Source organism: Telluria sp. ZB4P36 (assembly GCF_059685865.1).
This window is the reverse complement of the sequence record NZ_JCASIE010000003.1, coordinates 198,446-223,620: the sequence shown is the minus strand read 5'-3', so window position 1 is coordinate 223,620 and position 25,175 is coordinate 198,446. Positions and strand designations below refer to the sequence as shown.

Here is a 25,175-nt window from a genome sequence, read left to right as displayed (position 1 = left end):
CTTACTCCACGATCTGGGCCGGACGGCGGCCGAACAGGGCCGCGGCCACGAATTTCAGCAGCAGGAAGCAGACGAACAGGGTCAGCGCGAGCGGCACGATGCTCAGCACGAGTGCCAGGGCGATCGACACGGCCAGCAGCGATGGCCAGGACAGGGCGGCCAGGCTGCGGGCGCCGGAGCGCACGGCGCGGTTGGTCTGGCGGCCGATGGCTTTCATGTCGTCGATGAACGAATCGAAGCGGGAGGTTTTCATGCGTGTGTCCTTCGGTTGAGTTGATGGCGCCACTGTAGGCCCTCGGCGCCAGCAGCGCCATGGTGATCCGACGAACGGTCGAAATCCCGGTTCTGGCGGTAGCGTGGGGCGATAAGCGGAAGGCGCCGTCTTACTGTCGGGGGAGCTTTGCCGCTTCCTGCTGCATCAGTGCGAACAGGGTGTCGCCGGGCCGTGTTGCGCAAGCGGCAACGGCTGCCGCTGCGACAGCACTGCTGTTGCGCGCGTAGGGCATTTGCTGCGGACCCGGCAGCGTAAAGATGACCCTGTCCTGCAGCGCCTTCACCACCTCCATGTCGCCCGGCCTCTTCCAGGGGAAGGTGGCGCTGAACCAGGCCTTGTCGATATTGAAATCCGCGCAGGTTTTCTTCGGCAGGTCGGACGGGCGATCCTTGATAAAGCGGATCGTGACCAGGGTTTCGCTCCCCGCTGCGCCCTTGCTTGCCGGTGGGTAGGGATAGGAGCGTGCCAGGGCCAGTGCCGCATCGTCCAGTTCACGCGAGCGCGAGGAGGTGCCGATGGCGGCGGCGGCAGCCTTGCCCTCGGCATTCACCGACACGCGCACCACCGTCCGGCCTTGCACGCCGCGCGCGGCGAGGCCGGCCGGGTAGGCGGCGTCGCCGGGATAGACCAGGGTGTCGCCGACCATCATGTGCCCGTCGGGCTGGGCCAGTGCGCTGGGCAGTTGGAAGGCGGCCAGCATGAAAGTAGCGAACAGCGCAGCGTGGGTGCTCATCGGTATCCGGTTCAGGTGCGCGCGCGCGCGTCCCAGTAGCGGCGCAACAGGCCGTAGTTGATCGTGTCCGCCATCTCGCCATGCACGAACCAGCGCTCGGGCATATAGCCTTCCTTGCGAAACCCCATCCGCTCCAGCACGGCGGCCGACGCGCCGTTGCGTGGATCGATGTCGGCTTCGACGCGGTTCAGGCGCAGTTCATGGAAGCCGTAGTCGAGCGCCGCTTGCAGGGCTTCGGTGGCATAGCCTTTGCACCAGTGCGGACTGCCGAGCGCGTAGCCCAGTTCGCAGCGGCGGTTTTGCGGGAAGAAGTGGTGCAGGTTGACGGTGCCGATCATGGCGCCGGTGGCGGCGAGTTCGATCCCGAAGCGCACCTCCGACTGTTCCCGGTAGCTGTCGAGCGCACGCGCGATGGCGTTTTCCGCGAAGGCGACCGAGGTCCAGGGCTCAGCGCTCCAGTAACGCACCACGGCCGGGTCGGAGAACACCGCGAACAGGTCTGCCGCATCGTCCGGTGTCAGGGGGCGCAGCGTGAGCCGCGCGGTCGTCAGGATAGGGGTGGGATAGCTGGACATGACGGAAATGATAACACCCGCGCGGCATCAAGCCGCCGCGGCCACCGCCCGCACCACCATGTCGCCGATCAGGCGTTCGGCGCCCTCGAAATCTTCCCCCGTGAGTTCGGGTTTGCCGAGCACCAGTGTCATCTGGGCCGCGAAGTCGGCATACGACTGCGTCATGGCCCACAGCGCGAACAGCAGGTGGGTGGCGTCCACCCGGGCGATGCGTCCGTCCGCCATCCAGCGTTCGAAGACCTCGATGTCGCGGCGCAGCAGCGGCACCACGCGGGCGCGGATCTGCTCGCCGTAGAACTTGGCGCCGCCGATGACTTCCATCGCATACACGCGCGAGGCCCAGGGCTGCTCGCGCGAGAAGCGCAGCTTGGCCGCTACGTACGCGCGCAGCACCTCGGCCGGTTCGGCCCCGGCATCGGCCAGGTGGGCCATGCGCGCCAGCCAGTCGTCGAGCACGTCGTCGAGCACGCGTTCGTACAGACCGTGCTTGGTCGGGAAGTAGTAGAGCAGGTTCTGCTTCGAGATGCCGGCCTGCTCGGCGACGGCGGCGATGCTGGTGCCTTCGAAGCCGCATTCGGCGAACAGGCGGGTGGCGGCGGCGAGGATCGTGCCTTCCAGTCGGTCGCGCCGTTTGGCGCCGTCGGTAACATGAATGTCCATGGTGTCCTCAGCGCTGCGCGCGCAGGAAGGCCAGCAGTTGCGGGTGGTCCGCATAGGCGGCATTGAATCGGAACCAGATGCCCTGCGGTTCGCGCTGGGTGAAGAATTCGCCCGGCGCCAGCAGGATGCCGGCGCGCAGGGCTGCGTCGGCGATGGCCCGGCCGGTACGGCCGGGCGCCGTTGCTGCGTCCCAGCCGGCGCTGACGAACATGCCGCCGCGCGGACGCGCCAGCGCCGCCATGCCGATGCCGGCCAGGGCCTCCAGGGTACGCTCGCGCGCGTCCTCGAGCTGGGCCGCGAGGCGCTCGACCACGCGCCGGTAGCCGCGCGCGCTGGTGGCGTGGAAGACCGCGCGCTCGTTGATCTCGGAAGTCGTCAGGCCCGCGACCATCTTCACGCGCAGCAGTTCCGGCACCAGCGAAGGCGAGGCGCACAGGGAACCGACGCGCAGCACCGGCGACAGGGTCTTGGAAAAGCTGCCGACCCGGATCACGCGGCGCAGCCCGTCCATCGCCGCCAGCGAGGCTTCGCCGGGCGCGGCCAGTTCGCGGTAGATGTCGTCCTCCACCAGCCAGAAATCGAACTGCTCGGCCAGCGCCAGCAGGCGGTGCGCCTGGGCCGGCGACAGCGAGGTGCCGAGCGGGTTCTGAAGCACCGTGTTGACGAACATGAGCTTGGGATGCAGCAGGGCGGCCTGGCGCGCCAGCTCGTCCAGGTCGAGGCCGGCCGCGGTGCGCGCGATGCCGACCGGGATGCAGCCGTGGTGGCGCACCAGGGCCAGCAGGTTGCTGTAACCCGGGTCTTCGACCATTACCACGTCGCCCGGGCGGGTCAGCGTGCGCAGCACCAGGTCGAAGGCGTGGGTGGCGCCATTGGTGAGCAAGACCTGGTCGGGCTCGACGGGGAACAGCTCGCTGGAGAGGCTGGCCGCCAGGTGCTGGCGCAGCGAGGGAAAGCCGAGGGGGTGGCCGTAGCCGCGCAGGCGGCTGGCCGGGATCTTCATCGCATGGCGCACGGCGTCGAGGATGGTGTTCTCCCCGTACCACTCGGGCGGCAGCCAGCCGGCGCCCACCGGCAGCGCTTCGCCCTGGCCGCTGTACAGATCGGGGGCGAGGGCATCGATCTCGGATTGCAGGCTGGGCTGCGCGGGACCAGGGCTGCTGGGCGCATGGGGCAGGCTGCGTGCGACGAAGAATCCGGAACCGCGGCGCGAGGACAGCAGGCCCAGCTGGTGCAGGCGCTCGTAGGCTTCCACCACGGTGAATGTGCTGACGCCATTGCACTTTGCGAATTGTCTAACCGATGGCATTTTCGTACCGGAACCGAGCTGGCGCTCGTTTACCATCGCGGAGATAGCGCCGACGATCTGGTCGACCAGGCTGGCCCGTCCCTTCCTGTCGATGGCGAGCAGGGGCCAAGCCTTGGCGGATGCCATACTGGACGCCAATCGCAAGGTTTCAGAAGGAATAATCTCTGTCAGAACAGCTTCTTCCATCGCCACCACTCCAGTCACGGGGTTATCACTGTACAGGCCGCGTGACCTGTACGGTTGGTCGGTTTTGCCCTTGGTGTATCTGTGCCGGTGTTGCCTCGCTGACTATTATTGATCAATATTTTGCCAACTGGTAAAAATTTTCGCCACCATGGCGGGGAGAGAGACGCATGAACGAGTCCATGCCCAAGTCGATGTCCGCATTCTGGATGCCATTTACCAATAACCGCGACTTCAAGGCCAATCCGCGCCTGCTGGTGTCGGCTGAGGGGATGTATTACAAGGATGTGGACGGCAACAGCGTGCTCGACGGCACCGCCGGTCTCTGGTGCGTGCCCTGCGGCCACGCCCAGCCGCGCATCACGCAAGCCGTCAGCGAGATGGTCGGCCAGCTCGACTTCGCGCCCACCTTCCAGATGGGCCACCCGGCCGCCTTCGACCTGGCCGAGCAGCTGATGCACTACACCGGCCATAAGTTCGGCCACGTGTTCTATACGAATTCCGGTTCGGAAGCGGTGGACACCGCGCTGAAGATGGCGCTGGCCTACCACCGGGCGCGCGGCGAAGGCGGGCGCACGCGCCTGATCGGCCGCGAGCGCGGCTACCATGGCGTCGGCTTCGGCGGCCTGTCGGTGGGCGGCATCGGCAACAACCGCAAGAGCTTCGGTCCGCTGCTGCCGGGCGTCGACCACCTGCCGCACACGCACAACCTGCTGAAGAATGCCTTTTCGCGCGGCGAACCGGACTTCGGCGTCGAGCTGGCCGACGAGCTGGAACGCCTGGTCACCCTGCATGACGCCTCGACGATCGCGGCGGTGATCATCGAGCCGGTATCCGGTTCCACCGGCGTGCTGGTGCCGCCCAAGGGTTACCTCAAGCGCCTGCGCGAGATCTGCGACAAGCACGGCATCCTGCTGATCTTCGATGAAGTCATCACCGGCTTCGGCCGCCTGTGCACGCCCTTCGCGAGCGATTACTTCGGCGTCGAGCCGGACATGATGACCACGGCGAAAGGCCTGACCAACGGCGTGGTGCCGATGGGCGCCGTGTTCTCCAAACGCTTCATCCACGACGCCTTCATGGACGCGCCGGCCGGCATCGAGCTGTTCCACGGCTACACCTACTCGGGCCACCCGCTCGCCTGCGCCGCCGCGATCGCCACCCTCGACGTATTCCGCGAGCAGGGCATCATCGAGAACGCGACAGCGATGCAGTCCTGCTTCGAGGATGCGCTGCATTCGCTGCGCGGCCTGCCGCACGTGATCGACCTGCGCTCGATCGGCCTGGTGGCGGGCATCGAGCTCGAACCGATCGCCGGCAAGCCGGGTGCGCGCGCTTACAGCGCCTTCAAGAAGGCCTTCGCGGACGGCATCCTGATCCGCGTGACGGGCGACATCATCGCGCTGTCGCCGCCGCTCATCCTGGACAAGCAGCACATCGACGAACTGTTCGGCAAGCTTGCCGACGTATTGAAAAACCTGGACTAGAGACATGACCATCATTTCGCATTTCATCAACGGCCAACTGGCACACGCGGAAGGCACGCGCCAGGCCGACGTCTACAATCCGGCGCGCGGCGAGCCCTGCGCGCGGGTGGCACTGGCCGAGCCGCGCGACATCGACGCCGCCGTCAACGCCGCCCTGAAGGCCTTCCCGGCCTGGGCGGCCACGCCGCCGCTGGCGCGCGCCCGTGTCCTGTTCAAGTATCTGCAGCTGTGCCAGCAGCACACCGACGACTTCGCGGCCATGGTCGTGCGCGAGCACGGCAAGACTTTCGCCGACGCCCAGGGCGAAGTCGCGCGCGGCATCGAGGTGGTGGAATTCGCGGTCGGCATCCCGCAGATGCTCAAGGGCGAATTCACCGACCAGATCGCGCGCGGCATCGATGCCTGGTCGATGCGCCAGCCGCTCGGCGTGGTGGCCGGCATCACGCCCTTCAACTTCCCGGTGATGGTGCCGATGTGGATGTTCCCGGTCGCGATCGCCTGCGGCAACACCTTCGTGCTGAAGCCCTCGGAACGCGACCCTTCGCCCTCGCTGCTGCATGCCCGGCTGCTGAAGGAAGCCGGCCTGCCGGATGGCGTGTTCAACGTGGTCCAGGGCGACAAGGTCGCGGTCGACGCGCTGCTCGACCATCCCGACGTCCAGGCCATCAGTTTCGTCGGCTCGACCCCGATCGCCGAATACATCTATTCGCGCGGCTCGGCCAAAGGCAAGCGCGTGCAGGCCCTGGGCGGCGCCAAGAACCACATGGTGGTGATGCCGGATGCCGACATGGACATGGCGGTCGACGCGCTGATCGGCGCCGCCTACGGCTCGGCCGGCGAGCGCTGCATGGCGATCTCGGTCGCGGTGGCGATCGGCGACGCCGGCGACAAACTGGTGGCGGCACTGGCCGAGCGCACCGCCAAACTGAAAATCGACGACGGCATGGCCGAGGGCGCCGAAATGGGGCCGGTGGTGACCAGCGCCGCCAAGGAGCGCATCGAACGCCTGATCGGCCAGGGCGTGGAACAGGGCGCGACCCTGGTGGTCGACGGCCGCGGCTACCGCGTGGACGGCTGCCCGAATGGCTTCTTCGTGGGCGGCACCCTGTTCGACCACGTCACGCCCGACATGAGCATCTATCAGGAAGAGATCTTCGGCCCGGTGCTGTGCGTGGTGCGCCTGCCAGACGTGGGGCGCGCGGTCGAGCTCATCAACGCCAACGAGTACGGCAACGGCGTCGCCATCTTCACGCGCGATGGCGGCGTGGCGCGCGAGTTCGTGCGCCAGATCGAGGTCGGCATGGTAGGGGTGAACGTGCCGCTGCCGGTGCCGATGGCCTTCAACAGCTTCGGCGGCTGGAAGCGCAGCCTGTTCGGCGACCACCACGCCTACGGTCCCGAAGGCGTGCGCTTTTATACCCGCCACAAGGCGGTGATGGAGCGCTGGCCCAATACGGCCAGCAGCGGGCCGCAGTTCGCTTTCCCGCAAATGAAGTAAGCCCGGGTTCAACAACACAACAGGGATGCCCATGATCGAATCACTCCAGCACCTGCCACCCGCGGCAGGGTCGAACGGCGAGCTCGCCTCGCAGTTCACCGACCTGGCCCCGCCGCTGACCGCACGCCAGGCCGCCGTCGAGGCGGCGCGCTGCCTGTACTGTTACGACGCACCCTGCATGAACGCCTGCCCGACCGGCATCGACGTCGCCAGCTTCATCAAGAACATCCACGACGGGAACATCGACGGCGCCGCCCACGGCATCCTGAAGGCGAACATTTTCGGGGGCAGCTGCGCCCGCGTGTGCCCGACCGAGATCTTGTGCGAGGATTCCTGCGTGCGCAACAACCCGGCCGAGCGCGAACCGGTGCGCATCGGCCTGCTGCAGCGCTACGCGATCGACAATGCCGGTTTTACCCACCATCCGTTCGCGCGCGCTCCGGCTACCGGCAAGGTGATTGCCGTGGTCGGCGCCGGCCCGGCCGGCCTGTCCTGTGCCCACCGTCTCGCCATGCTCGGCAACGACGTGGTGGTCTACGAAGCGCGTCCCAAGGCGGGCGGCCTGAACGAATACGGCATCGCCAAGTACAAGCTGCCGGGCGACTTCGCCCAGCGCGAAGTGGACTTCCTGCTGTCGATCGGCGGCATCCACGTCGAGTACGGCCGCAGGCTGGGCGAGAACCTGAGCCTGGCCGAACTGCATACCCGCTACGACGCGGTCTTCCTGGGCATCGGTTTGCAGGCCAGCCGTGCGCTCGGCCTGACCGGCGAAAACGCGCCGGGCCTGATGGCGGCGACCGACTACATCGCCGCGCTGCGCCAGGCCGGCGACCTGTCCACGCTGCCGGTGCCGCGCCGCGCGGTCGTGATCGGCGCCGGCAACACCGCCATCGACATGGCGGTGCAGATCAAGCGCCTCGGCGCCGAGGACGTGACCCTGGTGTACCGGCGCGGCCTGGAGTCGATGAGCGCAACAGGCCATGAAATCGAGATCGCCAAGGCGAATTTCGTCCGCATCCGCACCTGGGCCGCGCCGCTCGAGGTGCTGCTCGACGACAGCGGCCGGGTGGCCGGCATGCGCTTCGAGCAGACCCGCATGGAAGAAGGGCGGCTGGTACGCACCGGCGGCTTCATCGAGATCGCCGCGGACGCCGTGTTCAAGGCCATCGGGCAGGGCATGAGCGAAGAGGACTTCAACGAACCGCTCGCACGCGAGCTGTCGCGCGAGGGCGAGCGCATCGGGATCGACAGCCGCTTCCGCACCGCGCTGCCGGGCATCTACGCGGGCGGCGACTGCGTCGCGCCGGGGCAGGACCTGACGGTGCAGGCGGTCCAGCACGGCAAGCTGGCCGCACTCAGCATCCACCAAGACATCCAGGCAAAAACGGAGGCAGCATGGCCGACCTGAGCATCGATTTCTGCGGCATCAAGAGCCCGAACCCGTTCTGGCTGGCCTCGGCGCCGCCGACCGACAAGGCCTACAACGTCGTACGCGCCTTCGAGGCCGGGTGGGGCGGGGTGGTATGGAAGACGCTGGGCGAGGATCCGCCGGCGGTCAACGTCTCTTCGCGCTATTCGGCCCACTACGGCAAGAACCGTGAAGTCATCGGCTTCAACAACATCGAGCTGATCACCGACCGCAGCCTGGAGATCAACCTGCGCGAGATCACCCAGGTCAAGAAGGACTGGCCCGACCGCGCCGTGATCGTCTCGCTGATGCTGCCCTGCGAGGAAGCGCCCTGGGCCGCAATCCTGCCGCTGGTCGAAGCCACCGGCGCCGACGGCATCGAACTGAACTTCGGCTGCCCGCACGGCATGCCCGAACGCGGCATGGGTGCCGCGGTGGGGCAGGTGCCGGACTACGTCAGGATGGTCACTGCCTGGTGCAAGAAGCACACGCGCCTGCCGGTCATCGTCAAGCTCACGCCGAACATCACCGACGTGCGCCAGCCCGCGCGGGCGGCGCTGGCCGGCGGCGCCGACGCCGTCTCGCTGATCAATACCGTCAACTCGATCACCCACCTCGACCTCGACCGCATGGTGGCTTTCCCGGTGGTGGGCGGCGCCAGCACCCACGGCGGCTATTGCGGGTCGGCGGTGAAGCCGATCGCGCTGAACATGGTGGCCGAGATCGCGCGCGATCCGCAGACCGCCGGCCTGCCGATCTCCGGCATCGGCGGCATCGGAAGCTGGCGCGACGCGGCCGAGTTCATCGCGCTGGGCGCCGGCAGCGTGCAGGTGTGCACGGCCGCGATGCTGCACGGCTTCCGCATCGTCGAAGAGATGAAGGACGGCCTGTCGCGCTGGATGGACAGCCAGGGCTACGAGAACATCGCGGCCTTCTCGGGCAAGGCGGTGCGCAACACCACCGACTGGAAATACCTGGACATGAACTACCAGGTGATCGCCCAGATCGACCAGGACAAGTGCATCAAGTGCGGCAAGTGCTACGTGGCCTGCGAGGACACCTCGCACCAGGCGATCTCGCGCGCCGTGGATGAGCTGGGCGCCCGCCGCTACGAGGTGATCAAGGACGAATGCGTGGGCTGCAACCTGTGCGAGATCACCTGCCCGGTGGAGGCCTGCATCACCATGGTGCCGCAGGAGAGCGGCAAGCCCTACATGAACTGGACCCAGGACCCGCGCAATCCAAGGGCGGAGCCGGTCGCAGTATGAGCCGCGCATCCGCCCCGGCGATTGCGCTACACTCGGTTGCATAATCTGCAACCGACGAGGAGAGTCCGACCGTGACCACACAGCACAACGCAAGCTCCGAACTCTGGAACGAGGACCTGGCCCCCACCGCGGCCGCGCAGCGCACCTGGCGCTGGTACCACTTCGCCGCGCTCTGGGTCGGCATGGTGATGTGCATTCCCGCCTATACGCTGTCGGCCAGCCTGATCGAATCCGGCATGTCGTCCTGGCAGGCGGTATGGACGGTCTTCCTGGCCAATGCCATCGTGCTGGTGCCGATGCTCCTGATCGGCCACGCCGGCACCAAGTACGGCATCCCGTATGCGGTGCTGGCGCGCAGCTCCTTCGGTACCAGCGGCGCCAGGCTGCCGGCCTTGATGCGCGCCATCGTGGCCTGCGGCTGGTACGGCATCCAGACCTGGTTCGGCGGCAGCATGATCTACACCCTGCTGGGCGTGATGAACGGCGCACCGATCGGCGGCGAGCCGATCGCGGGCCTCGGCATCAACCTGGCGCAGCTGCTGTGCTTCCTGGCCTTCTGGGCGATCCAGCTCTACTTCATCGTGCACGGCATCGAGTCGATCCGCAAGCTCGAGACCTGGACCGCGCCGCTGAAGATCGCGATCTGCTTCGTGCTGCTGTGGTGGGTCTACGAGCGCGCCGGCGGCTTCGGTCCGCTGCTCGACCGTCCGTCGGCCTTTGTGCCGGGTGGGCCGAAAGAAGGGCAGTTCTGGCAGGTGTTCTGGCCTTCGCTGACCGCCATGATCGGCTTCTGGGCCACGCTGGCCCTCAACATTCCCGACTTTACCCGCTTCGCCAAGACCCAGCGCGACCAGGTCGTGGGCCAGACCGTCGGCCTGCCGGTGCCGATGGGGCTATTGGCTGCCCTGGCGGTGATCGTCACCTCGGCCACCGTGGTCCTGTACGGCAAGGCGCTGTGGGACCCGGTGGACCTGGCCAGCCGCATGGAAGGCACGGCGGTGCTGGTGGCGCTGATCGTGCTGCTGGTCGATACCGTCAGTGTCAACCTGGCGGCCAACCTGGTCGGCCCGGCCTACGATTTTTCCGCACTGGCGCCGCGCGCGATCAGCTACCGCATGGGCGGCTACATCACGGCCGGCCTGGCGCTGGTCATGATGCCCTGGAAGATCCTGGAAACCACCCAGAACTACATCTTCACCTGGCTGGTCGGCTACTCCGCGCTGCTCGGACCGATCGCCGGCATCCTGATCGTCGACTACTACCTGGTTCGCAAGACCCAACTCGATGTCGGCCAGATGTACCGCGACGACGGCATCTACTCGTATAAAAACGGCTGGAACATGGCGGCTGTCGTCGCCTTCGTGCTGGGCGTGCTGCCGAATATCCCGGGATTCCTGAACGCCGCCTTCCCGAATTCCTTCCCGGGCGTCGGCGAGGTGTTCAAGACGATCTATACCTATGCATGGTTCGTCGGCGTCGCCATTGCGGCAGTCGTCTACGGCGCCATGATGAAGGGGCACCGCACGCAGGTGGAATCAGCCCTGGCAGCACACCAATCCTAGACAAGGGGAAAAGCATGACGACTCTGATCCGTGGCGGTACCGTCGTGAACGCCGACCGTGCCTTCCGCGCCGATGTGCTGTGCGTGGGCGACAAGATCGCGGCGGTGGGCGAGAACCTGGAGGCCCCCGTGAACGCGGCGGTCGTCGACGCCGGCGGCCAGTACGTGATGCCGGGCGGGATCGATACCCACACCCACATGCAGCTGCCCTTCATGGGCACCGTCACGGCCGACGATTTCTTCACCGGCACCGCGGCCGGCCTGGCGGGCGGCACGACCACCATCATGGACTTCGTGATCCCCGACCCGAAGCAGTCGCTGCTCGAGGCCTTCCATACCTGGCGCGGCTGGGCGCAGAAGTCGGCGGGCGACTACAGCTTCCACGTGGCCGTCACCTGGTGGGATCCCTCGGTGCATGAAGAAATGGGCGTGCTGGTGCGCGAGCACGGCGTGAACAGCTTCAAGCACTTCATGGCCTACAAGAACGCGATCATGGCCGACGACGAGACCCTGGTGAAAAGCTTCCGCCGCGCCCTCGAACTGGGCGCGATCCCGACCGTCCACGCCGAGAACGGCGAACTGGTCTACCAGCTGCAGCAGGAGCTGCTGGCCAGGGGCATTCGCGGCGCCGAAGCGCACCCGCTCTCGCGCCCGCCCGAGGTGGAAGCGGAAGCCGCCAACCGCGCGATCGCGATCGCCAACGTGCTCGGCACCCCGGTCTATATCGTGCACGTGTCCTGCGCCGAATCGCTGGAAGCCATCACGCGCGCGCGCGCCAAGGGCCAGCGCGTCTACGGCGAAGCGCTGGCCGGCCACCTGGTCATCGACGACAGCGTGTACCGCCACCCCGATCCCGAGTTCGCACGCGCCCACGTCATGAGCCCGCCGTTCCGCAGCAGCCACCACCAGCAGGCGCTGTGGCAGGGCCTGCAGGGCGGGAACCTGCACACCACGGCGACCGACCACTGCAGCTTCTGCGCCGAGCAGAAGGCGGCCGGCAAGGACGATTTCACGAAGATCCCGAACGGCTGCGGCGGCGTGGAAGAGCGCATGGCCGTGGTCTGGGACGCCGGCGTCAACAGCGGCCTGCTCACGCCGATGGAGTTCGTGCGTGTCACCTCGACCAATGCGGCCCAGATTTTCAACATGTACCCGCGCAAGGGGCTGATCGCCGCCGGCGCCGATGCCGACATCGTGGTCTGGGATCCGAACGGCAGCCGTACCATCTCGGCCCGGACCCAGCATTCGAAAGGCGGTTTCAACGTCTTCGAAGGCCGCACGGTACGCGGCGTTCCGACCCACACGGTGGCCGCCGGCAAGCTGGTGTTCGAGCGCGGTACGCTGCGTGCCGAAGCGGGCGCCGGGCGCTACGTCGAACGTCCCGCCTTTAGCGCCACCGCAGCCTGAGGAGAACCCGCATGAACGAACTGCATATCGATGGCGACCGCCTGTGGAAGTCGCTGATGGACCTGGCCGCGATCGGCGCCACCGAGAAGGGCGGCGTCAAGCGCCTGGCGCTGACCGACCTCGACCGCCAGGGCCGCGACCTGGTCGTGCAGTGGGGCCGTGAGGCCGGACTGGAAGTCACGGTCGACCAGATCGGCAACGTCTTCATGCGGCGTGAAGGACGCAACGCGTCCTTGCCCCCGATCGTCACCGGCAGCCACGTCGACACCCAGCCGACCGGCGGCAAGTTCGACGGCAACTACGGGGTGCTGGCAGGGCTGGAAGTGGTGCGCACCCTGAACGACATGAAGATCCGGACCGAGGCGCCGATCGAGGTCGCGTTCTGGACCAACGAGGAGGGCTCGCGCTTCGTGCCGGTGATGATGGGGTCGGGCGTGTTTTGCGGCGCCTTCAGCCTCGAGACGGCCTATGCGGCGCGCGACGTGGAAGGCAAGAGCGTGCGCGAGGAACTGGAGCGCATCGGCTACCTGGGCGACGAGGTGCCGGGCCGGCATCCGATCGGCGCCTATTTCGAGACCCACATCGAGCAGGGGCCGGTGCTGGAAGACGCCGACAAGGTGATCGGCGTGGTGCCGGCCGTGATGGGCCTGTCCTGGTACGACTGCACGGTGACCGGGATGGAAGCGCATGCGGGTCCGACGCCGATGGGCCTGCGCCGCGATGCCCTGCAGGTGGCCACCACCATCATGCAGGAGGTGGTGCGGATCGCGAACCGCTACCCGCCCTACGGCCGCGGGACCGTGGGCATGGTCCAGGTATTCCCGAACAGCCGCAACGTGATCCCGGGCCAGGTGAAGTTCAGCATCGACCTGCGCAACGTGAACGATGCGCTGCTCAACACCATGCATGAGGAGATGCTGGCCTTTGTCGCCAAGACCCGGCAGGACAGCGGCTTGGGCATCGAGGTCGAGCGGGTGTCCTACTACCCGCCATGCCCCTTCCACCCCGACTGCGTGAATGCCGTGCGCGCCGCCACCGACAAGCTGGGCTATTCGACCATGGACGTGGTGTCGGGCGCCGGCCACGACGCCATCTATGCCGCGCGCGTCGCGCCGGCGGGCATGATCTTCGTGCCCTGCAAGGACGGGATCAGCCACAACGAGATCGAAGATGCCCAGCCGGCGCACCTGGAGGCGGGCTGCAATGTGCTGCTGCATGCGATGCTGGAACGGGCCGGCATCGCGGACTGAGCGAGTATTCCTGTCGAGAATATTTACACTTGCCTGGACAGGAAACCCACCGGCTCGGGCAAGTCTTTGTTTCAAATCACTTTAATTTTCTTGGCATAAATATTGCTTTCTCACCCTTATCGTTAATTAAAGGTAAGGGAAGTTGGAAATGAGCAAAATCACCACGCTGCTGGCCGGTATCGCATTCGTCGCTGCTGCGGGCAGTGCCATGGCGGCGCCAATTCCTGTCGACCACTTTGTCTTCAAGGACAATCGCCTGGACACCGGCTCGAAGCCTTTGACCATGAACCAGAGCGGTACGGTCACGTACGCGGCGACCGCGCCGGCCGCGGCCGAAGGCAAGGCAGCCGTCTTCAATGGCACCGGGTATATGCGTTCGACGGCCGTGCCATCGAATAACATCTCGGGTGATTTCAGTGTGTCGTTCTGGATGAAGACCGCCAGTGTCGGTCCGCAGAATGCCGGCCAGTGGTACCAGGGCCTGGGCCTGGTCGATGCGGAACGCGGCGGCGTGACGACCGACTGGGGCCTGAGCTTCATGAACAACAAGGTCGGTTTCGGTATCGGCTGGCCGGATACCACGATCACGACCGCGAAGAACGTCAACGACAACCAGTGGCACCTGATCAATGCGACCTGGCAGATGAACACCGGCAGCATGTCGCTCTACCTGGACGGCGTACTGAGCAACTCCACCATTGCCACCCGCTCGATCGGCATGCAGCGCACCGGGCAGAACCCGCTTGCCATCGGCGGTATCGCGGTCGGTAACAACTTCTTCACCGGCTCGATTGCGGACGTCCAGGTCTTCGACAGCGTCCTGACTGCCGCCCAGGTCGCCGAGATCAAGAACGCGAACGCCGTGCCTGAACCAGCGTCGATCGCACTGCTCGGCCTGGCCGGTCTCGCAGGCCTGGTGGCGCGCCGCCGCCGTCAAGCCTGAGGCTCTGCTCCGCCTCAGCTACGGCTGAGGCGGGCGACACCGTTCTTGCATAAGTGGCATCATCCCCAGCTTGATTCGGGAGGAGCTGCATGGATTGGCTGGAACGGAGCTGGCGCACCATCGCGCTGGAATTTTCCGACCTCGGCAACGTCGAGGACATCACGCGCATCGTGTTGCGTCTTCTCGTTGCGGTCGTCCTGGGCGGCCTGCTCGGCTACGAGCGCGAGTCGGTCGGCGCCTCGGCCGGCCTGCGCACCCACATGCTGGTGTCGCTCGGCGCCGCACTGTTCGTGCTGATCCCGCTGCAGGCGGGGATGCAGATCGGCGACCTGTCGCGCGTGCTGCAGGGCGTCACCGCGGGCATCGGCTTCATCGGCGCCGGGGCCATTCTCAAGCACCACCAGCAGGACGACGTCAAAGGCGTCACCACGGCGGCCAGCGTCTGGCTGACCGCCGCCATCGGCATCGCGGCCGGCATGGGACGCGAAGCGACCGCGGTGCTGAGCGCCCTGTTCGCGCTGGTGATCCTGGCGATCTTGCGGATCACGCCGAAGCGCGACCAGGCCGAGCCTAAGAATTAAGCGGTCGCCAGGGTGCGCAGGAAGCCGAGCAGCACCTCGCCCGCGATCTCCGCATCGTCCGCCGTCATGGTCTCGAGCGGATTGTGGCTGATGCCGCCGTTGCCGCAGCGCGTGAACAGCATCGCCACCTCGGTGATCTTCGCCATCTCCATGGCATCGTGCCCGGCGCCCGACAGCAGGTCGAAGCGCGCCAGGCCGCTCGTCTCGACGGCCGCGCCCAGCAGGTCCATCAGCCGCGGCGCGCAGGGCGCGGCATCCGCTTCCAGCAGCTTCCACAGCTTTTCCTCGATGCCGCGGCGCGCGCAGATGGCGCTGACACCGGCCAGGATCTCGTCCACCGCCGCCAGGCGTTCCTCGTCGCTGGCGGCGCGGATGTCGAGCGACAGCCGGCACTGGCCGGGTATCACGTTGACCGAGCCGGACGGTACCTCGAGCTGGCCGACCGTGCCCACCAGCGAACCGCGTCCGCTGCAGCGCCGCTCGACCAGCAGCACGATCTCGGCGGCCGCAGCGGCGGCGTCGCGGCGCATGTCCATCGGCGTGGTGCCGGCATGGCTGGCCACGCCCGACAGCTCGACCAGGTAGCGCGAGCTGCCGGCGATCGCCGTCACCACGCCGACCGGCAGCCCGCGTTCGAGCAGCACCGGGCCCTGTTCGATGTGCACTTCGACAAAGCCCAGCAGCGTTGCCGGATCGCGTGCCAGGCCGGGAATCGCCGACGGATCGTGGCCGGCGGCGGCCAGGGCCGCGCGCATGCTCAGGCCCGCGCTGTCCTGCTGGTCCAGCAGGGCCGGATCGAAGCGGCCGGTGAGCGCGCTGCTGCCCAGGAAAGTGCTGCGAAAGCGTACGCCTTCCTCTTCCGCGAAACCGATGACCTCGAGGTGGAAGGGCAGGCGTTCGCCGCGTGTGTTCAGGTGGCGCACCAGGGCGATCGGCAGCAGGACGCCGAGCCGGCCGTCGTACTTGCCGCCATTGCGGACGGTGTCGTAATGCGAGCCGGTGAGGAGCGTCTTCGCATCCGGCTGGACGGCGGCATAGCGCCCGACCACATTGCCGACCGCGTCGATGTGCGCTTCCATGCCGGCCTCGATCATCCAGTCGCGCAGCTGGCTTGCCGTGCGCTGGTGGGCCGGCGTCATGTAGGCGCAGGTCAGCCCGTCTTCGCTGTCGCTGAAGTTGTCATTGACTGCGCCTAGCGTTTCGGCCCAGTCCATGACCTGCGGCCCGAAGGCGTGCTGCACGCTCAGCAGGGCGTTGAGGCGGATTTCCGCAATGCGGTGCACCTGGCGCAGGCACTCGGCCATCTCGTCGCCGCGGCTGTTTTTCAGGCGGCGCGAGAAAGTCGCGATGATGGCGGCGCGGCTCAGGCCGCGGCCCGTCGGACCCTTCACCGCCAGGATGAAGGGAAAGCCGAATTTCTCCTTGTACTGCGCGTTCAGCGCCTGCAGCAGGGCGAATTCTTCCGGGCTGCAGCGGTCCAGCCCGGAGGCCGCCTGCTCGCCGGTCGATTCGGCCGTCAGTTCGCCGGCGATCGCCGCCTTGCCCGCCAGCTCGGGGTGGGCGCGCAGCAGGGCGAGCTGCTCGTCTGGCGTGGCCCGGGTGACGACCGTCTGCAAGGCCTGCTTGAGGGCGGCGATGCTGGCGAAAGGACGCAGGCCGGCGGCGCGTTCCGCGATCCAGGGAGAGTGTTCGTAGATGCCGCGCAGGGCCTCGACGAAGTCGGCTGGCGCTAGGCTGTTCAGGTCCGGCAGGGTGGTCATGGTATGCATCGCCTCATTGGAATCAATGATGATAAATCCTGCAAGCCATCCAGCTTATACGCGGGTGCGCATAAGCGGTATTGTTACTTGACTGCGAGTGCGCGCGCGGCCGCGCTCACCTGGTCGCGCAGCCACTTGTGCTCGGTCGACTGGTGCACCCGCTGGTGCCACAGCTGGTAGAAGCGCATCGGCGGAAACTTGATCGGCACCGTGAAGCTCTTGAGCGGCAGCGTGCGCTCGTAGAAGCGGATGAACTGGCGGCCGGTGGTCAGCACCAGGTCGGTCTGGGTCAGCATGTAGGGGATCACGCCGAAATAGGGCGACTCGACCGCCACCTTGCGCTGCAGCCCCAGGCGGTCGAGGTGGGCGTCGATCACGCCGTGGTAACCCGGCAGCATCTGCGAGGGCGCCACGTGCGGCAGCGACAGGTAGTCCTCGACCGTCATCGCGTCGCTGGCCGTACGCCGCGCATAGGGGCTGTCGGCGCGCATGGTGCAGGTGATCGGGTCTTCGAACAGCTTCGACATGTGCAGGTGGGCGGGCGGTTCGTCCCAGTTGGCGATCACCAGGTCCATCTCGCCGTCGGACAGCATGCGCAGGTAGTCCAGGCCCGGCCCCAGGCTGTGGATCACCACCTTGCTGTTGGGCGAACCGCGCCGCAGCGAGGCCACCACCCCCGGCAGGAACTGGGTGTCGAGGTAGTCCGGCGCGGCGATGTGGAAGGTGCGCGCCGCTTCCTCCGGCACGAAGGGCGACTTGCGCACGAACAGGCTCTCGGTTTCGTCCAGGATGCGCTTGGCCGGCTTCATCAGGCTTTCGCCGTGCTGGGTCGGCACCATGCCGCGCGCGCCGCGCACCAGCAGCGGATCGCCGGTCAGCTCGCGCAGCTTGCGCAGCGAGGCCGAGATCGAGGGCTGCGGCTGGTTCAGCTTGAGCGCCACGCGCGAGACGTTCTTCTCCTGCAGCAGCAGGTAGAGGATGCGGATCAGGTGCAGGTCGAGGTGCTGGGGCAGGCTGGCCATCGGTATCGTGTGTATATCAATTCGGCTATGTCGAATATACGCTAAATTTCATGTTACAGAAATTGAAATCAGGCTATTGTCGAGGGATAGACATCAAGGAAGCCCCATGGACGTTTTCGGCTATCTGGGCCCGTATGCCCTCGAATGGTTCAACATGCTGGTGCGCTGGCTGCACATCATCACCGGCATCGCCTGGATCGGCGCCTCGTTCTACTTCGTCTGGCTCGACAACACGATCCGGCCGCCGGCCCCCGGCTCCGAACTGGCCAGGAAGGGCGTGGCCGGCGAGCTGTGGGCGGTGCACGGCGGCGGCTTCTACAACCCGCAGAAATACCTGGTGGCGCCCGCCGAGCTGCCCAAGGAACTCCACTGGTTCAAGTGGGAAGCCTATTCCACCTGGATCTCCGGCTTCGCGCTGCTCGTCATCGTCTATTACCTGAATGCGCAGGCGATGATGGTCGACCGTAGCGTCGCCGACCTCGGCAGCTGGCAAGCGGTGGGCATCGGCCTGGCCAGCCTGGTGGTCGGCTGGATCGTCTACGACCTGCTGTGCCGCTCGCCTTTGGGCAAACACGACCTGGCCTTCGGCCTCGTGATCTTCGCCTTCCTGGTCGCCAGCAGCTACGTGCTGACCCATTTGCTCAGCGGCCGCGCGGCCTACCTGCACGTGGGCGCGATGATCGGCACCATGATGGTGGCGAACGTGGCGATGCTGATCATCCCGGGCCAGCGCAAGATGGTGAACGCGATGATGGCGGGCCAGAAGCCGGACCCGGTGCACGGCATCAAGGCCAAGCAGCGCAGCGTCCACAACAATTACTTCACCTTGCCGGTGCTGTTCATCATGATCAGCAATCACTACGCGATGACCTACCGCCACGAATACGCGTGGGCGGTGCTGGGCGTGATCATGGCGGCGGGCGTGCTGATCCGCCACTTCTTCAACCTGCGCCACAAGGGACGCGTCGAGTGGAAGTACCCGGCGGCGGGCGTGGCCTTGCTGCTGGCCCTGGCCGTCGCGATTGCGCCGAAGGCGCCGGTCCAGGCCAGGGCCGGCGCCGGCGCCGACGATGCCGCGCGCTTCGCCCGGGTAGGTGCCATCATCGACCAGCGCTGCGTGTCCTGCCATGCGCAGCAGCCGACCCAGCCAGGTTTCGCCACCGCGCCGGCCGGCGTGATGCTGCACACCCCCGAACTCGTGAGCCAGAACGCGCAGCGCATCTACCAGCAGACGGTGCAGATGAAGGCCATGCCGCTGGCGAACCTCACCAACATGACCGATGCCGAACGGGCGCAGGTCGGCGCCTGGTTCGAAGCCGGCGCCAAAACCGGACAAAAGTAATGGACAAGCAACGCCAGCAGCAGCTCCTGGAATGGATCGACGCCCACTTCGACGAGGAAGTCGGCTTTCTGCAGCAGGTAATCCGCATCCCGACCGACACGCCGCCGGGGAACAACGCGCCGCACGCGGAAGCGGTGGCCGGCATGCTGGCGCAATATGGGTGGAAGGCCGAGAAGCACGCCGTGCCGGCACAGGAAGTACGCGACTACGGCATGGAGAGCATCACCAACCTGATCGTGCGCCGCCCCTACGGCGACGGCGGCCCGACGCTGGCGCTGAATGCCCACGGCGACGTGGTGCCGCCGGGCGAGGGCTGGAGCAAGCCGCCCTACGGCGCCGAGATCCACGGGGGCGCCATCTACGGCCGCGCCGCGGCGGTCTCGAAGAGCGACTTCGCCACCTATGTGTTCGCGGTACGCGCGCTGGAAGCGCTGGGCGTGCCGCTCAAGGGCGCGCTCGAGCTGCACTTCACCTATGACGAGGAATTCGGCGGCCTGCTCGGCCCGGGCTGGCTGCTGGCGCAAGGCCTGACCCGTCCCGACTACGTGATCGCGGCCGGCTTCAGCTATAACATCGTCACCGCGCACAACGCCTGCCTGCAGCTCGAGATCACGGTACACGGCAAGGCCGGCCACGGCGCCATGCCGGAGCTGGCGGTGGACGCGCTGCAGGCCGCCACCCGCATCCTGAACGCGATCTACGGCCAGCTGCCGGCGCTCAAAAAGATCACATCGAGCGTCCCGGGCATCGACTCGCCCACCATGCTGGTGGGCCGCATCGACGGCGGCACCAATACCAATGTGGTGCCGGGCAAGGTGGTCATGAAGATGGACCGCCGCATGATTCCGGAAGAAGATCCGGTGGCGGTCGAAGCGCAGCTGCGCGCCCTCATCGAAGAAGCGGTGGCCGGCATGCCCGGCATCCGGCTCGAGATCCGGCGCCTGCTGCTGTCGCATGCGCTGCGCCCGCTGCCAGGCTCCGGGAAGCTGGTGGCGAGCCTGCAGCGCCACGGCCGCGCCATCCTCGGCGAAGACATCACGGCCCAGGGCACGCCGCTGTATGCGGATGCGCGCCTGTACGGCGAGCGCGGCATCCCGGCGGTGCTGTACGGCGCCGGCCCGCGCAGCGTGCCGGAATCGAACGCCAAGAAGGCCGACGAGCATGTGCAGCTGGACGACTTGCGCAAGGCCACCAAGGTGGTGGCGCTTACCCTTCTTGACTTCCTTGGGGCCGGGTAAGCCCTAGCGCGGCACGATCGCAAACTGCGGAGCCATGCTGTAGTCGGGCTTGACGTTGCGCGCCATGAAGCGTTCCCAGGCCTTGCGGCCGGGTTCCCCGGCGACGCCGGCCGCGTAGGCCAGCGCCGGCTGCAGGTTCGCCGGCTGTCCTGTCGGGCTGTGCGCGGTACCGTTCATTTCGCCCGGCTTGAGCTTCAGCGCAGCCGCCATCTCGGGGCCGGCGCAGGGCAGGGCGGCGAATTCCGGCGTGTGGTTCGCGCGATAGACTTTCCCGATGCTGTCGTACAGCGGCGTGGCCTCGCTGTCGCGCACCTGCATCTTGTAGGCCGCGGCCTCGATCCAGCAGTAACCCGGGCCCATCATGCGCGCCACCGGGAAGCTTGCCTTCCAGGCCAGCAGCGGCCGCGCTTTCTCGAATCCGAGGTCGGCGACATGGCCGACGGCCGAGGTGAAGAAATCGTCCTGCCATGGCGCCAGTCCGATCCCGTTGTCGTAGGCCATCGCGCCATCGACGATGACGCCCAGCTTGTTCGCGCGCGGATCGCGGGTGTAATGGGTGTTGTACCAGTCCAGGTTATTGTCCAGCAGCTTCAGGAAATGGCGTTTCAGGAGGTCGCCATCCGGGGTGATCCAGGCCGCATGGGCCAGCGTCCGCAAGGCCCAGGCCGAGCCGCGCAACTGGTCGGTCTTCAGCAAGCCCTTGGCGTATTCGCGGTAGGGCGGGTTCGACCAGAACACGCTGTACATCGCCCAGAACTGCAGCTCTTCGAGGTAGTAATGGTCGCCGGTCAGCAGGTAGGGCAGGTAGGCCAGCGAGGGCTGGTGCGCGCGGTCTTCGGCGTTGGGCGATTTGCAGGCGTCGGAGGCGGCGCACAGCGGGAAGGCCTCGAGCTTTCCCGTGACGGGATTGCGGGTTTCGCCACGGCCCGGCAGCACCGTCATGTAAGGAAAGTCGAGCAGGCTGATCGGACGCCCGGTGCGCTTGTCGCGGTAGTGCATCGGATAGCTGCCCGCGAGATCGCCGGTGCCCAGCGTCACCCGCCGGGCACGCGCATCGGCGCTGAGCACGTACAGGGCGGCCCAGCCTGGCAGCAGGCCGATGTCCGGGCGGCCGCCCGTGGTCGGCATATAGGGCATGGCCGCGCCGGTGCCCATCGGTTCGATGCGTTCTCCCTGCCACAGCGTCTGCAGTTCGGCCAGCGCCGGTTCGGCCGCCTGCAGGGACGGATCATAGTTCGGAACGGCGCCGCTGGCGATCAGGTGGCGCATGTCGGGATGCACCTCGATTCCCGGGTCGCCGCCAATCCAGAACACCTTGCGCCAGCGCGCATGGTGATAATGGAGCAGGCCCGGCTTGGTGAAGACCGGCTTGCCGTCGACGATGATCTCGGCATCGTAGCCGAAGTTGCGCGGGCCGGGCTCGTAAGCCCAGTTGTTCTCCACCGTGACATCCACGCGGGCGCGCGCTGCGCCGGGATAGGTGCGCAGGGCGAAGCGCACTGCCAGATGCGGGTGCTCCTCGCCCGCGGCGCTGCGCAGCGGAAGGCTGGCATGCCATTCGTTGGCGATCGGTCCGGCCAGCCATCCGCCCCTGCTGTCCGGCGCGCGGCCCAGCGAAGCGCTGTAGCGCGTGCCGTCGATCGTGGCGGAGACCGTCGCCGTGGCCGCCGGCTTCGGCGTAGCGGCTGCGCCGTCCGGCGCAGGGAGCCCGGAGGCGGCGACGATCAGGCCCAGTGCCAGGGGTTTGCGCTTTTCCGGGCGGGGCAGCAGCGTGGAGATCACCGCATGGCGGACCGACCCATCGGCGTGGACGGCCTTGACGTCCAGCTGCAGCGGCAGGGTGCCGGATGCGGTCTTGCCTTGCAGGCTGCGGCCGCGGGGGAGCTCGCCCGGCGCGAAGACCTGCCCGAAGCTCAGTGGAACGGTTTCACCGGCCGTGGCGCCGGCCACGTTCTCCACCATCAGCGTGACGAGGCTGCCGTCGATCTTCTGGATAGGGGCGCTCGGACCGGCGACGCCGCTGGCGCCGTAACGTGTTTCGACCACCTTGCGTGCATCCAGCCCTCCGCCGGCCGGCAGGCCGCTGAAGGTCTGGGCCGAAGCCTGGAGGGCGCCGCACAGCAGGAGCGAAGCGGGGATGTAGCGCAGGATGGCGGCGTTGAACGGGCAGGTGGGCATGTCGGCTTCTCGAGAGGCGTGACGTCGGCGTTGGACGCTCATCATAATGCTTCGCCGCTGCCAGGCGTGCACGATGCAAACAGGGCGCCCGGAGGCGCCCTGTTTCGGCTTACTGCTTGAGCGTGCGCTCGAACAGCTGGTAGATGCGGCGGTACTGGTCGTACCAGGCTTCCGGCTGGACGTAGGCGTGGCGTTCCAGCGGGTAGCTGGCCAGTTCCCAGTTATCCTTCTTCAGCTCGATCAGGCGCTGGGCCATGCGCACCGAGTCCTGGTAGAACACGTTGTCGTCGATCATGCCGTGGGCGATCAGCAGGTGGCCCTGCAGCTTGTCGGCGTACTCGATCGGCGACGAGATCTTGTAGGCCTGCGGATCGATGTCCGGCGTGTTCAGGATGTTGGCGGTGTACTCGTGGTTGTAGGTCACCCAGTCGGTCACCGGACGCAGTGCGGCGCCTGCCTTGAAGGTTTCCGGCGCGCGCATCATGCCCATGAAGGCCATGAAGCCGCCGTAGCTGCCGCCGTAGATGCCGACGTTTTTCGCGTCGCCCTGGTGCCTGGACACCATGTAGTTCACGCCGTCGATGTAGTCCACCAGTTCCGGATGACCCATCTGGCGGTAGATCGCGGTGCGCCACTTGCTGCCGTAGCCCTTCGAGGCGCGGTAGTCCATGTCGAGCACGACGTAGCCCTTCTGGACCAGCAGGTTGTGGAACATCTGCTCGCGGAAGTAGTTCGGGTAGCGCTTGCTGACGTTCTGCAGGTAGCCGGCGCCGTGCACGAACATCACGACCGGGTACTTCCTGTTCGGGTCGAGCTGGGCCGGTCGGTACAGCTTGGCCCAGACCGGGTCGCCGCCATCGCTCGAGGGCACCGCCACGTACTGCGGCTCGATCCACTGGCGCGCCTTGAATTCGGCGGTGCGGGTATCGGTCAGCTTGACGGCCGCGCCGCCGCTTGCCGGCACCGTGGCGATCTGCACCGGGGTATAGCTGCTCGACCAGTGTACCAGCAGCTTGCGCTCGTCCGGCGACAGGCGGAAGCGCTCGACGCCGTCCAGGCTGGTCACTTCGCGGATCGCGCCGGTCTTCGCGTCGACGGCGCAGACTTCGTAGTCACCCGGGGTGGCGCGGTTGCACATCACCCAGGCGACGCTGCCGTCATGCGACCAGCGCACGTCCGAGGCTTCCCACTTGCCCGAGGTGAGGGCGCGCTGGGCTCCGCCTTCGGCAGGCTGGGTGTAGAGGTGCGAATAGCCGCTTTCCTCGGACAGGTACCACAGGGTGCGGTTGTCCGGCAGCCAGCCGAATTCGTTGTTGTCGTAGTTGATCCAGGCCTGCTCGGTCAGGCGGTGCAGCGGCTTGAGCCTGGCGCCCGCCAGGTCGACGGTGGCGATCCAGCGGTCCTTGTTGTCGACCGAGCGCAGCATGACGGCGACGTTGGCGCCGTTGGCCGACCATTCGATCGCATCGGCGCCGTCGATCACGCGCACCGGGCGGTTGCCCTTCAGCGGCTCCTTCTTGGCGGCGGCGCGCAGCTCGGCCAGCGGATCGGTCGTGATCCCCGGCAGTACGTCGAAGGACAGGTCCTGCACCTTGTTGGTGCGCAGGTCGACCAGCTTCAGTGCATGAGGCGCCGGCATGTTGCGTCCGACGCGGGTGCGCTGGTCGTCGAATTCTTCGTAGCCCGACTCGGTCACGTAGCGCGGCATCTTGCCGACGCGGCCCTTGTCGCCGTTCTTCGGCGCGGTCACGACCAGCAGCCAGCGGCCGTCCGGGGACAGCACGCTGCTCTCGATCGCGACCTTGTCGCCCAGGTAGACCGGCGCCGGGGGCAGGGTCGGGTCGAAGCGGCGCTGCTCGTTCATGCGCTCGCGCAGCGCATCGCGCTCGTCCTTCTGGCGCTTCAGGGTGGCGATCAGGCGCAGCTGCTGGTCGCGCAGCGCGTCTTCCTCGTTCACCGCCGGATCCTTGGCGGCGCGCGGCAGCGCGACCGGGCCGACCACCCTGGTGGCGCGGTCCCAGCCGTACCAGTCGGTGCCGATGCGGTAGTGGACGCTGCGTTCGTCGCTCGAATACTGCGGTGCTTCGAGCCTGCTGGCGCCGCGCGTGATCTGCACCAGCGCGCCGCTCCTCAGGTCGCGCTCGAACAGGTCGCCGTTACGCAGCATCAGGGCGCGGGTCTGGGCCGGGTTGTAGACGACGTCGGCGCCATCGATCTTCGCGCCTTCGGCATCGCCCACCAGCTTCGGCTGTCCGCCCTGCACCACCTGCCAGGTGTCGCGGATCGGCGAACCGCTGCGCTTCTGCTTGTAGAACACCTGCTTGCTGTCCCAGCTCCACCAGGCGGTTTCCACCGGGGTGCCGATCCAGTCGGGGTGGGCCATGGCCTGGTCGAGGGTGATGGGCGTGGAGGCCGCGGCCGGCAGCGCTGGCAGCACCAGCAGGGCCGCAAAGATCGTGATAACAGGTGGTCGCATCGTGTCGTGGATAGCTGATTGA

Annotated in this window: 20 protein-coding genes; 11 read left to right on the top strand and 9 right to left on the bottom strand. The window is 67.1% G+C overall.

The genetic code is table 11. The features are described 5' to 3' along the window. Window position 1 precedes the first annotated feature (1 nt). The 5 genes from AC56LK_RS06225 to AC56LK_RS06205 form a co-directional block, all read right to left on the bottom strand. On the bottom strand, window positions 2-253 hold the full coding sequence (locus AC56LK_RS06225) for a hypothetical protein (protein WP_436107307.1): 252 nt from the start codon (window positions 251-253) through the stop codon (window positions 2-4). Between the two features lie 130 nt (window positions 254-383). Beyond that, window positions 384-1,007: an energy transducer TonB gene (locus tag AC56LK_RS06220; RefSeq protein ID WP_497183696.1), complete on the bottom strand. Its 624-nt coding sequence runs from the start codon at window positions 1,005-1,007 to the stop codon at window positions 384-386. Between the two features lie 11 nt (window positions 1,008-1,018). Further along, window positions 1,019-1,582 carry a GNAT family N-acetyltransferase gene (locus tag AC56LK_RS06215; RefSeq protein ID WP_497183695.1) on the bottom strand — a complete coding sequence of 188 codons (564 nt, stop codon included), beginning with the start codon at window positions 1,580-1,582 and terminating at the stop codon, window positions 1,019-1,021. Window positions 1,583-1,609: 27 nt separating this feature from the next. Further along, on the bottom strand, window positions 1,610-2,242 hold the full coding sequence (locus AC56LK_RS06210; protein ID WP_497183694.1) for a TetR/AcrR family transcriptional regulator: 633 nt from the start codon (window positions 2,240-2,242) through the stop codon (window positions 1,610-1,612). Window positions 2,243-2,249: 7 nt separating this feature from the next. Continuing rightward, entirely contained in the window at window positions 2,250-3,677 is a 1,428-nt protein-coding gene (locus AC56LK_RS06205; RefSeq protein WP_497183693.1) for an aminotransferase-like domain-containing protein, read from the bottom strand. A gap of 227 nt (window positions 3,678-3,904) precedes the next feature. On the opposite strand from AC56LK_RS06205, the gene aptA reads away from it, so the two are divergent. From aptA to AC56LK_RS06160, 9 genes are all read left to right on the top strand, one after another. Beyond that, entirely contained in the window at window positions 3,905-5,221 is a 1,317-nt protein-coding gene (gene aptA, locus AC56LK_RS06200; protein ID WP_497183692.1) for an omega-aminotransferase AptA, read from the top strand. A gap of 4 nt (window positions 5,222-5,225) precedes the next feature. Next, window positions 5,226-6,719 carry a CoA-acylating methylmalonate-semialdehyde dehydrogenase gene (locus AC56LK_RS06195; RefSeq protein ID WP_497183691.1) on the top strand — a complete coding sequence of 498 codons (1,494 nt, stop codon included), beginning with the start codon at window positions 5,226-5,228 and terminating at the stop codon, window positions 6,717-6,719. A gap of 31 nt (window positions 6,720-6,750) precedes the next feature. Beyond that, window positions 6,751-8,127: an NAD(P)-dependent oxidoreductase gene (locus tag AC56LK_RS06190; RefSeq protein ID WP_497183690.1), complete on the top strand. Its 1,377-nt coding sequence runs from the start codon at window positions 6,751-6,753 to the stop codon at window positions 8,125-8,127. Then, window positions 8,115-9,395 (top strand): NAD-dependent dihydropyrimidine dehydrogenase subunit PreA, encoded by a 1,281-nt coding sequence (gene preA / locus AC56LK_RS06185; protein WP_497183689.1) that lies wholly within the window; start codon window positions 8,115-8,117, stop codon window positions 9,393-9,395. The genes AC56LK_RS06190 and preA overlap by 13 nt, the downstream gene beginning before the upstream one ends. Before the next feature lie 71 nt (window positions 9,396-9,466). Further along, window positions 9,467-10,957, top strand: a complete 1,491-nt coding sequence (locus AC56LK_RS06180; protein ID WP_497183688.1) for an NCS1 family nucleobase:cation symporter-1 — start codon at window positions 9,467-9,469, stop codon at window positions 10,955-10,957. 14 nt (window positions 10,958-10,971) lie between these two features. Beyond that, window positions 10,972-12,363: a dihydropyrimidinase gene (hydA, locus tag AC56LK_RS06175; protein ID WP_497183687.1), complete on the top strand. Its 1,392-nt coding sequence runs from the start codon at window positions 10,972-10,974 to the stop codon at window positions 12,361-12,363. An 11-nt stretch (window positions 12,364-12,374) separates the two neighbouring features. Beyond that, window positions 12,375-13,613, top strand: a complete 1,239-nt coding sequence (locus tag AC56LK_RS06170; protein ID WP_497183686.1) for a Zn-dependent hydrolase — start codon at window positions 12,375-12,377, stop codon at window positions 13,611-13,613. A 148-nt stretch (window positions 13,614-13,761) separates the two neighbouring features. Beyond that, entirely contained in the window at window positions 13,762-14,556 is a 795-nt protein-coding gene (locus tag AC56LK_RS06165) for a LamG domain-containing protein (protein ID WP_497183685.1), read from the top strand. A gap of 89 nt (window positions 14,557-14,645) precedes the next feature. Beyond that, the gene (locus AC56LK_RS06160) at window positions 14,646-15,137 is read left to right on the top strand and encodes an MgtC/SapB family protein (RefSeq protein WP_497183684.1); all 492 of its coding nucleotides are present in this window, start codon (window positions 14,646-14,648) and stop codon (window positions 15,135-15,137) included. Here the strand turns inward: AC56LK_RS06160 and AC56LK_RS06155 are convergent. Beyond that, window positions 15,134-16,897, bottom strand: a complete 1,764-nt coding sequence (locus AC56LK_RS06155; RefSeq protein ID WP_497183947.1) for an allantoate amidohydrolase — start codon at window positions 16,895-16,897, stop codon at window positions 15,134-15,136. The two genes, AC56LK_RS06160 and AC56LK_RS06155, sit on opposite strands and share 4 nt — an antisense overlap. Window positions 16,898-16,980: 83 nt before the next feature. Next, window positions 16,981-17,919: a LysR substrate-binding domain-containing protein gene (locus AC56LK_RS06150; protein WP_436107294.1), complete on the bottom strand. Its 939-nt coding sequence runs from the start codon at window positions 17,917-17,919 to the stop codon at window positions 16,981-16,983. Between the two features lie 106 nt (window positions 17,920-18,025). Here AC56LK_RS06150 and AC56LK_RS06145 point away from each other — a divergent pair, with 106 nt between their 5' ends. Next, a complete protein-coding gene (locus AC56LK_RS06145) occupies window positions 18,026-19,261 on the top strand; it encodes a urate hydroxylase PuuD (protein WP_497183683.1) in 1,236 nt (411 codons plus the stop codon). Continuing rightward, a complete protein-coding gene (locus AC56LK_RS06140; protein WP_497183682.1) occupies window positions 19,261-20,499 on the top strand; it encodes a M20/M25/M40 family metallo-hydrolase in 1,239 nt (412 codons plus the stop codon). Before AC56LK_RS06145 ends, AC56LK_RS06140 begins: the two co-directional genes overlap by 1 nt. A gap of 3 nt (window positions 20,500-20,502) precedes the next feature. Here the strand turns inward: AC56LK_RS06140 and AC56LK_RS06135 are convergent, their stop codons facing one another. Beyond that, window positions 20,503-22,677, bottom strand: a complete 2,175-nt coding sequence (locus AC56LK_RS06135; protein WP_497183681.1) for a hypothetical protein — start codon at window positions 22,675-22,677, stop codon at window positions 20,503-20,505. A 109-nt stretch (window positions 22,678-22,786) separates the two neighbouring features. After that, window positions 22,787-25,153: a S9 family peptidase gene (locus AC56LK_RS06130; RefSeq protein ID WP_497183680.1), complete on the bottom strand. Its 2,367-nt coding sequence runs from the start codon at window positions 25,151-25,153 to the stop codon at window positions 22,787-22,789. Window positions 25,154-25,175 lie beyond the last annotated feature (22 nt).

Bases quoted from the DNA above. Each gene is read 5' to 3' on its own strand.
- AC56LK_RS06160 (WP_497183684.1), top strand. From the start codon at position 14,646: ATGGATTGGCTGGAACGGAGCTGGCGCACCATCGCGCTGGAATTTTCC.
- aptA (WP_497183692.1), top strand. From the start codon at position 3,905: ATGAACGAGTCCATGCCCAAGTCGATGTCCGCATTCTGGATGCCATTT.
- AC56LK_RS06135 (WP_497183681.1), bottom strand. From the start codon at position 22,677: ATGCCCACCTGCCCGTTCAACGCCGCCATCCTGCGCTACATCCCCGCT.
- AC56LK_RS06190 (WP_497183690.1), top strand. From the start codon at position 6,751: ATGATCGAATCACTCCAGCACCTGCCACCCGCGGCAGGGTCGAACGGC.
- AC56LK_RS06150 (WP_436107294.1), bottom strand. From the start codon at position 17,919: ATGGCCAGCCTGCCCCAGCACCTCGACCTGCACCTGATCCGCATCCTC.
- AC56LK_RS06225 (WP_436107307.1), bottom strand. From the start codon at position 253: ATGAAAACCTCCCGCTTCGATTCGTTCATCGACGACATGAAAGCCATC.
- AC56LK_RS06155 (WP_497183947.1), bottom strand. From the start codon at position 16,897: ATGACCACCCTGCCGGACCTGAACAGCCTAGCGCCAGCCGACTTCGTC.
- AC56LK_RS06220 (WP_497183696.1), bottom strand. From the start codon at position 1,007: ATGAGCACCCACGCTGCGCTGTTCGCTACTTTCATGCTGGCCGCCTTC.
- preA (WP_497183689.1), top strand. From the start codon at position 8,115: ATGGCCGACCTGAGCATCGATTTCTGCGGCATCAAGAGCCCGAACCCG.
- AC56LK_RS06205 (WP_497183693.1), bottom strand. From the start codon at position 3,677: ATGGCATCCGCCAAGGCTTGGCCCCTGCTCGCCATCGACAGGAAGGGA.
- AC56LK_RS06215 (WP_497183695.1), bottom strand. From the start codon at position 1,582: ATGTCCAGCTATCCCACCCCTATCCTGACGACCGCGCGGCTCACGCTG.
- hydA (WP_497183687.1), top strand. From the start codon at position 10,972: ATGACGACTCTGATCCGTGGCGGTACCGTCGTGAACGCCGACCGTGCC.
- AC56LK_RS06170 (WP_497183686.1), top strand. From the start codon at position 12,375: ATGAACGAACTGCATATCGATGGCGACCGCCTGTGGAAGTCGCTGATG.
- AC56LK_RS06195 (WP_497183691.1), top strand. From the start codon at position 5,226: ATGACCATCATTTCGCATTTCATCAACGGCCAACTGGCACACGCGGAA.
- AC56LK_RS06145 (WP_497183683.1), top strand. From the start codon at position 18,026: ATGGACGTTTTCGGCTATCTGGGCCCGTATGCCCTCGAATGGTTCAAC.
- AC56LK_RS06130 (WP_497183680.1), bottom strand. From the start codon at position 25,153: ATGCGACCACCTGTTATCACGATCTTTGCGGCCCTGCTGGTGCTGCCA.
- AC56LK_RS06165 (WP_497183685.1), top strand. From the start codon at position 13,762: ATGAGCAAAATCACCACGCTGCTGGCCGGTATCGCATTCGTCGCTGCT.
- AC56LK_RS06140 (WP_497183682.1), top strand. From the start codon at position 19,261: ATGGACAAGCAACGCCAGCAGCAGCTCCTGGAATGGATCGACGCCCAC.
- AC56LK_RS06210 (WP_497183694.1), bottom strand. From the start codon at position 2,242: ATGGACATTCATGTTACCGACGGCGCCAAACGGCGCGACCGACTGGAA.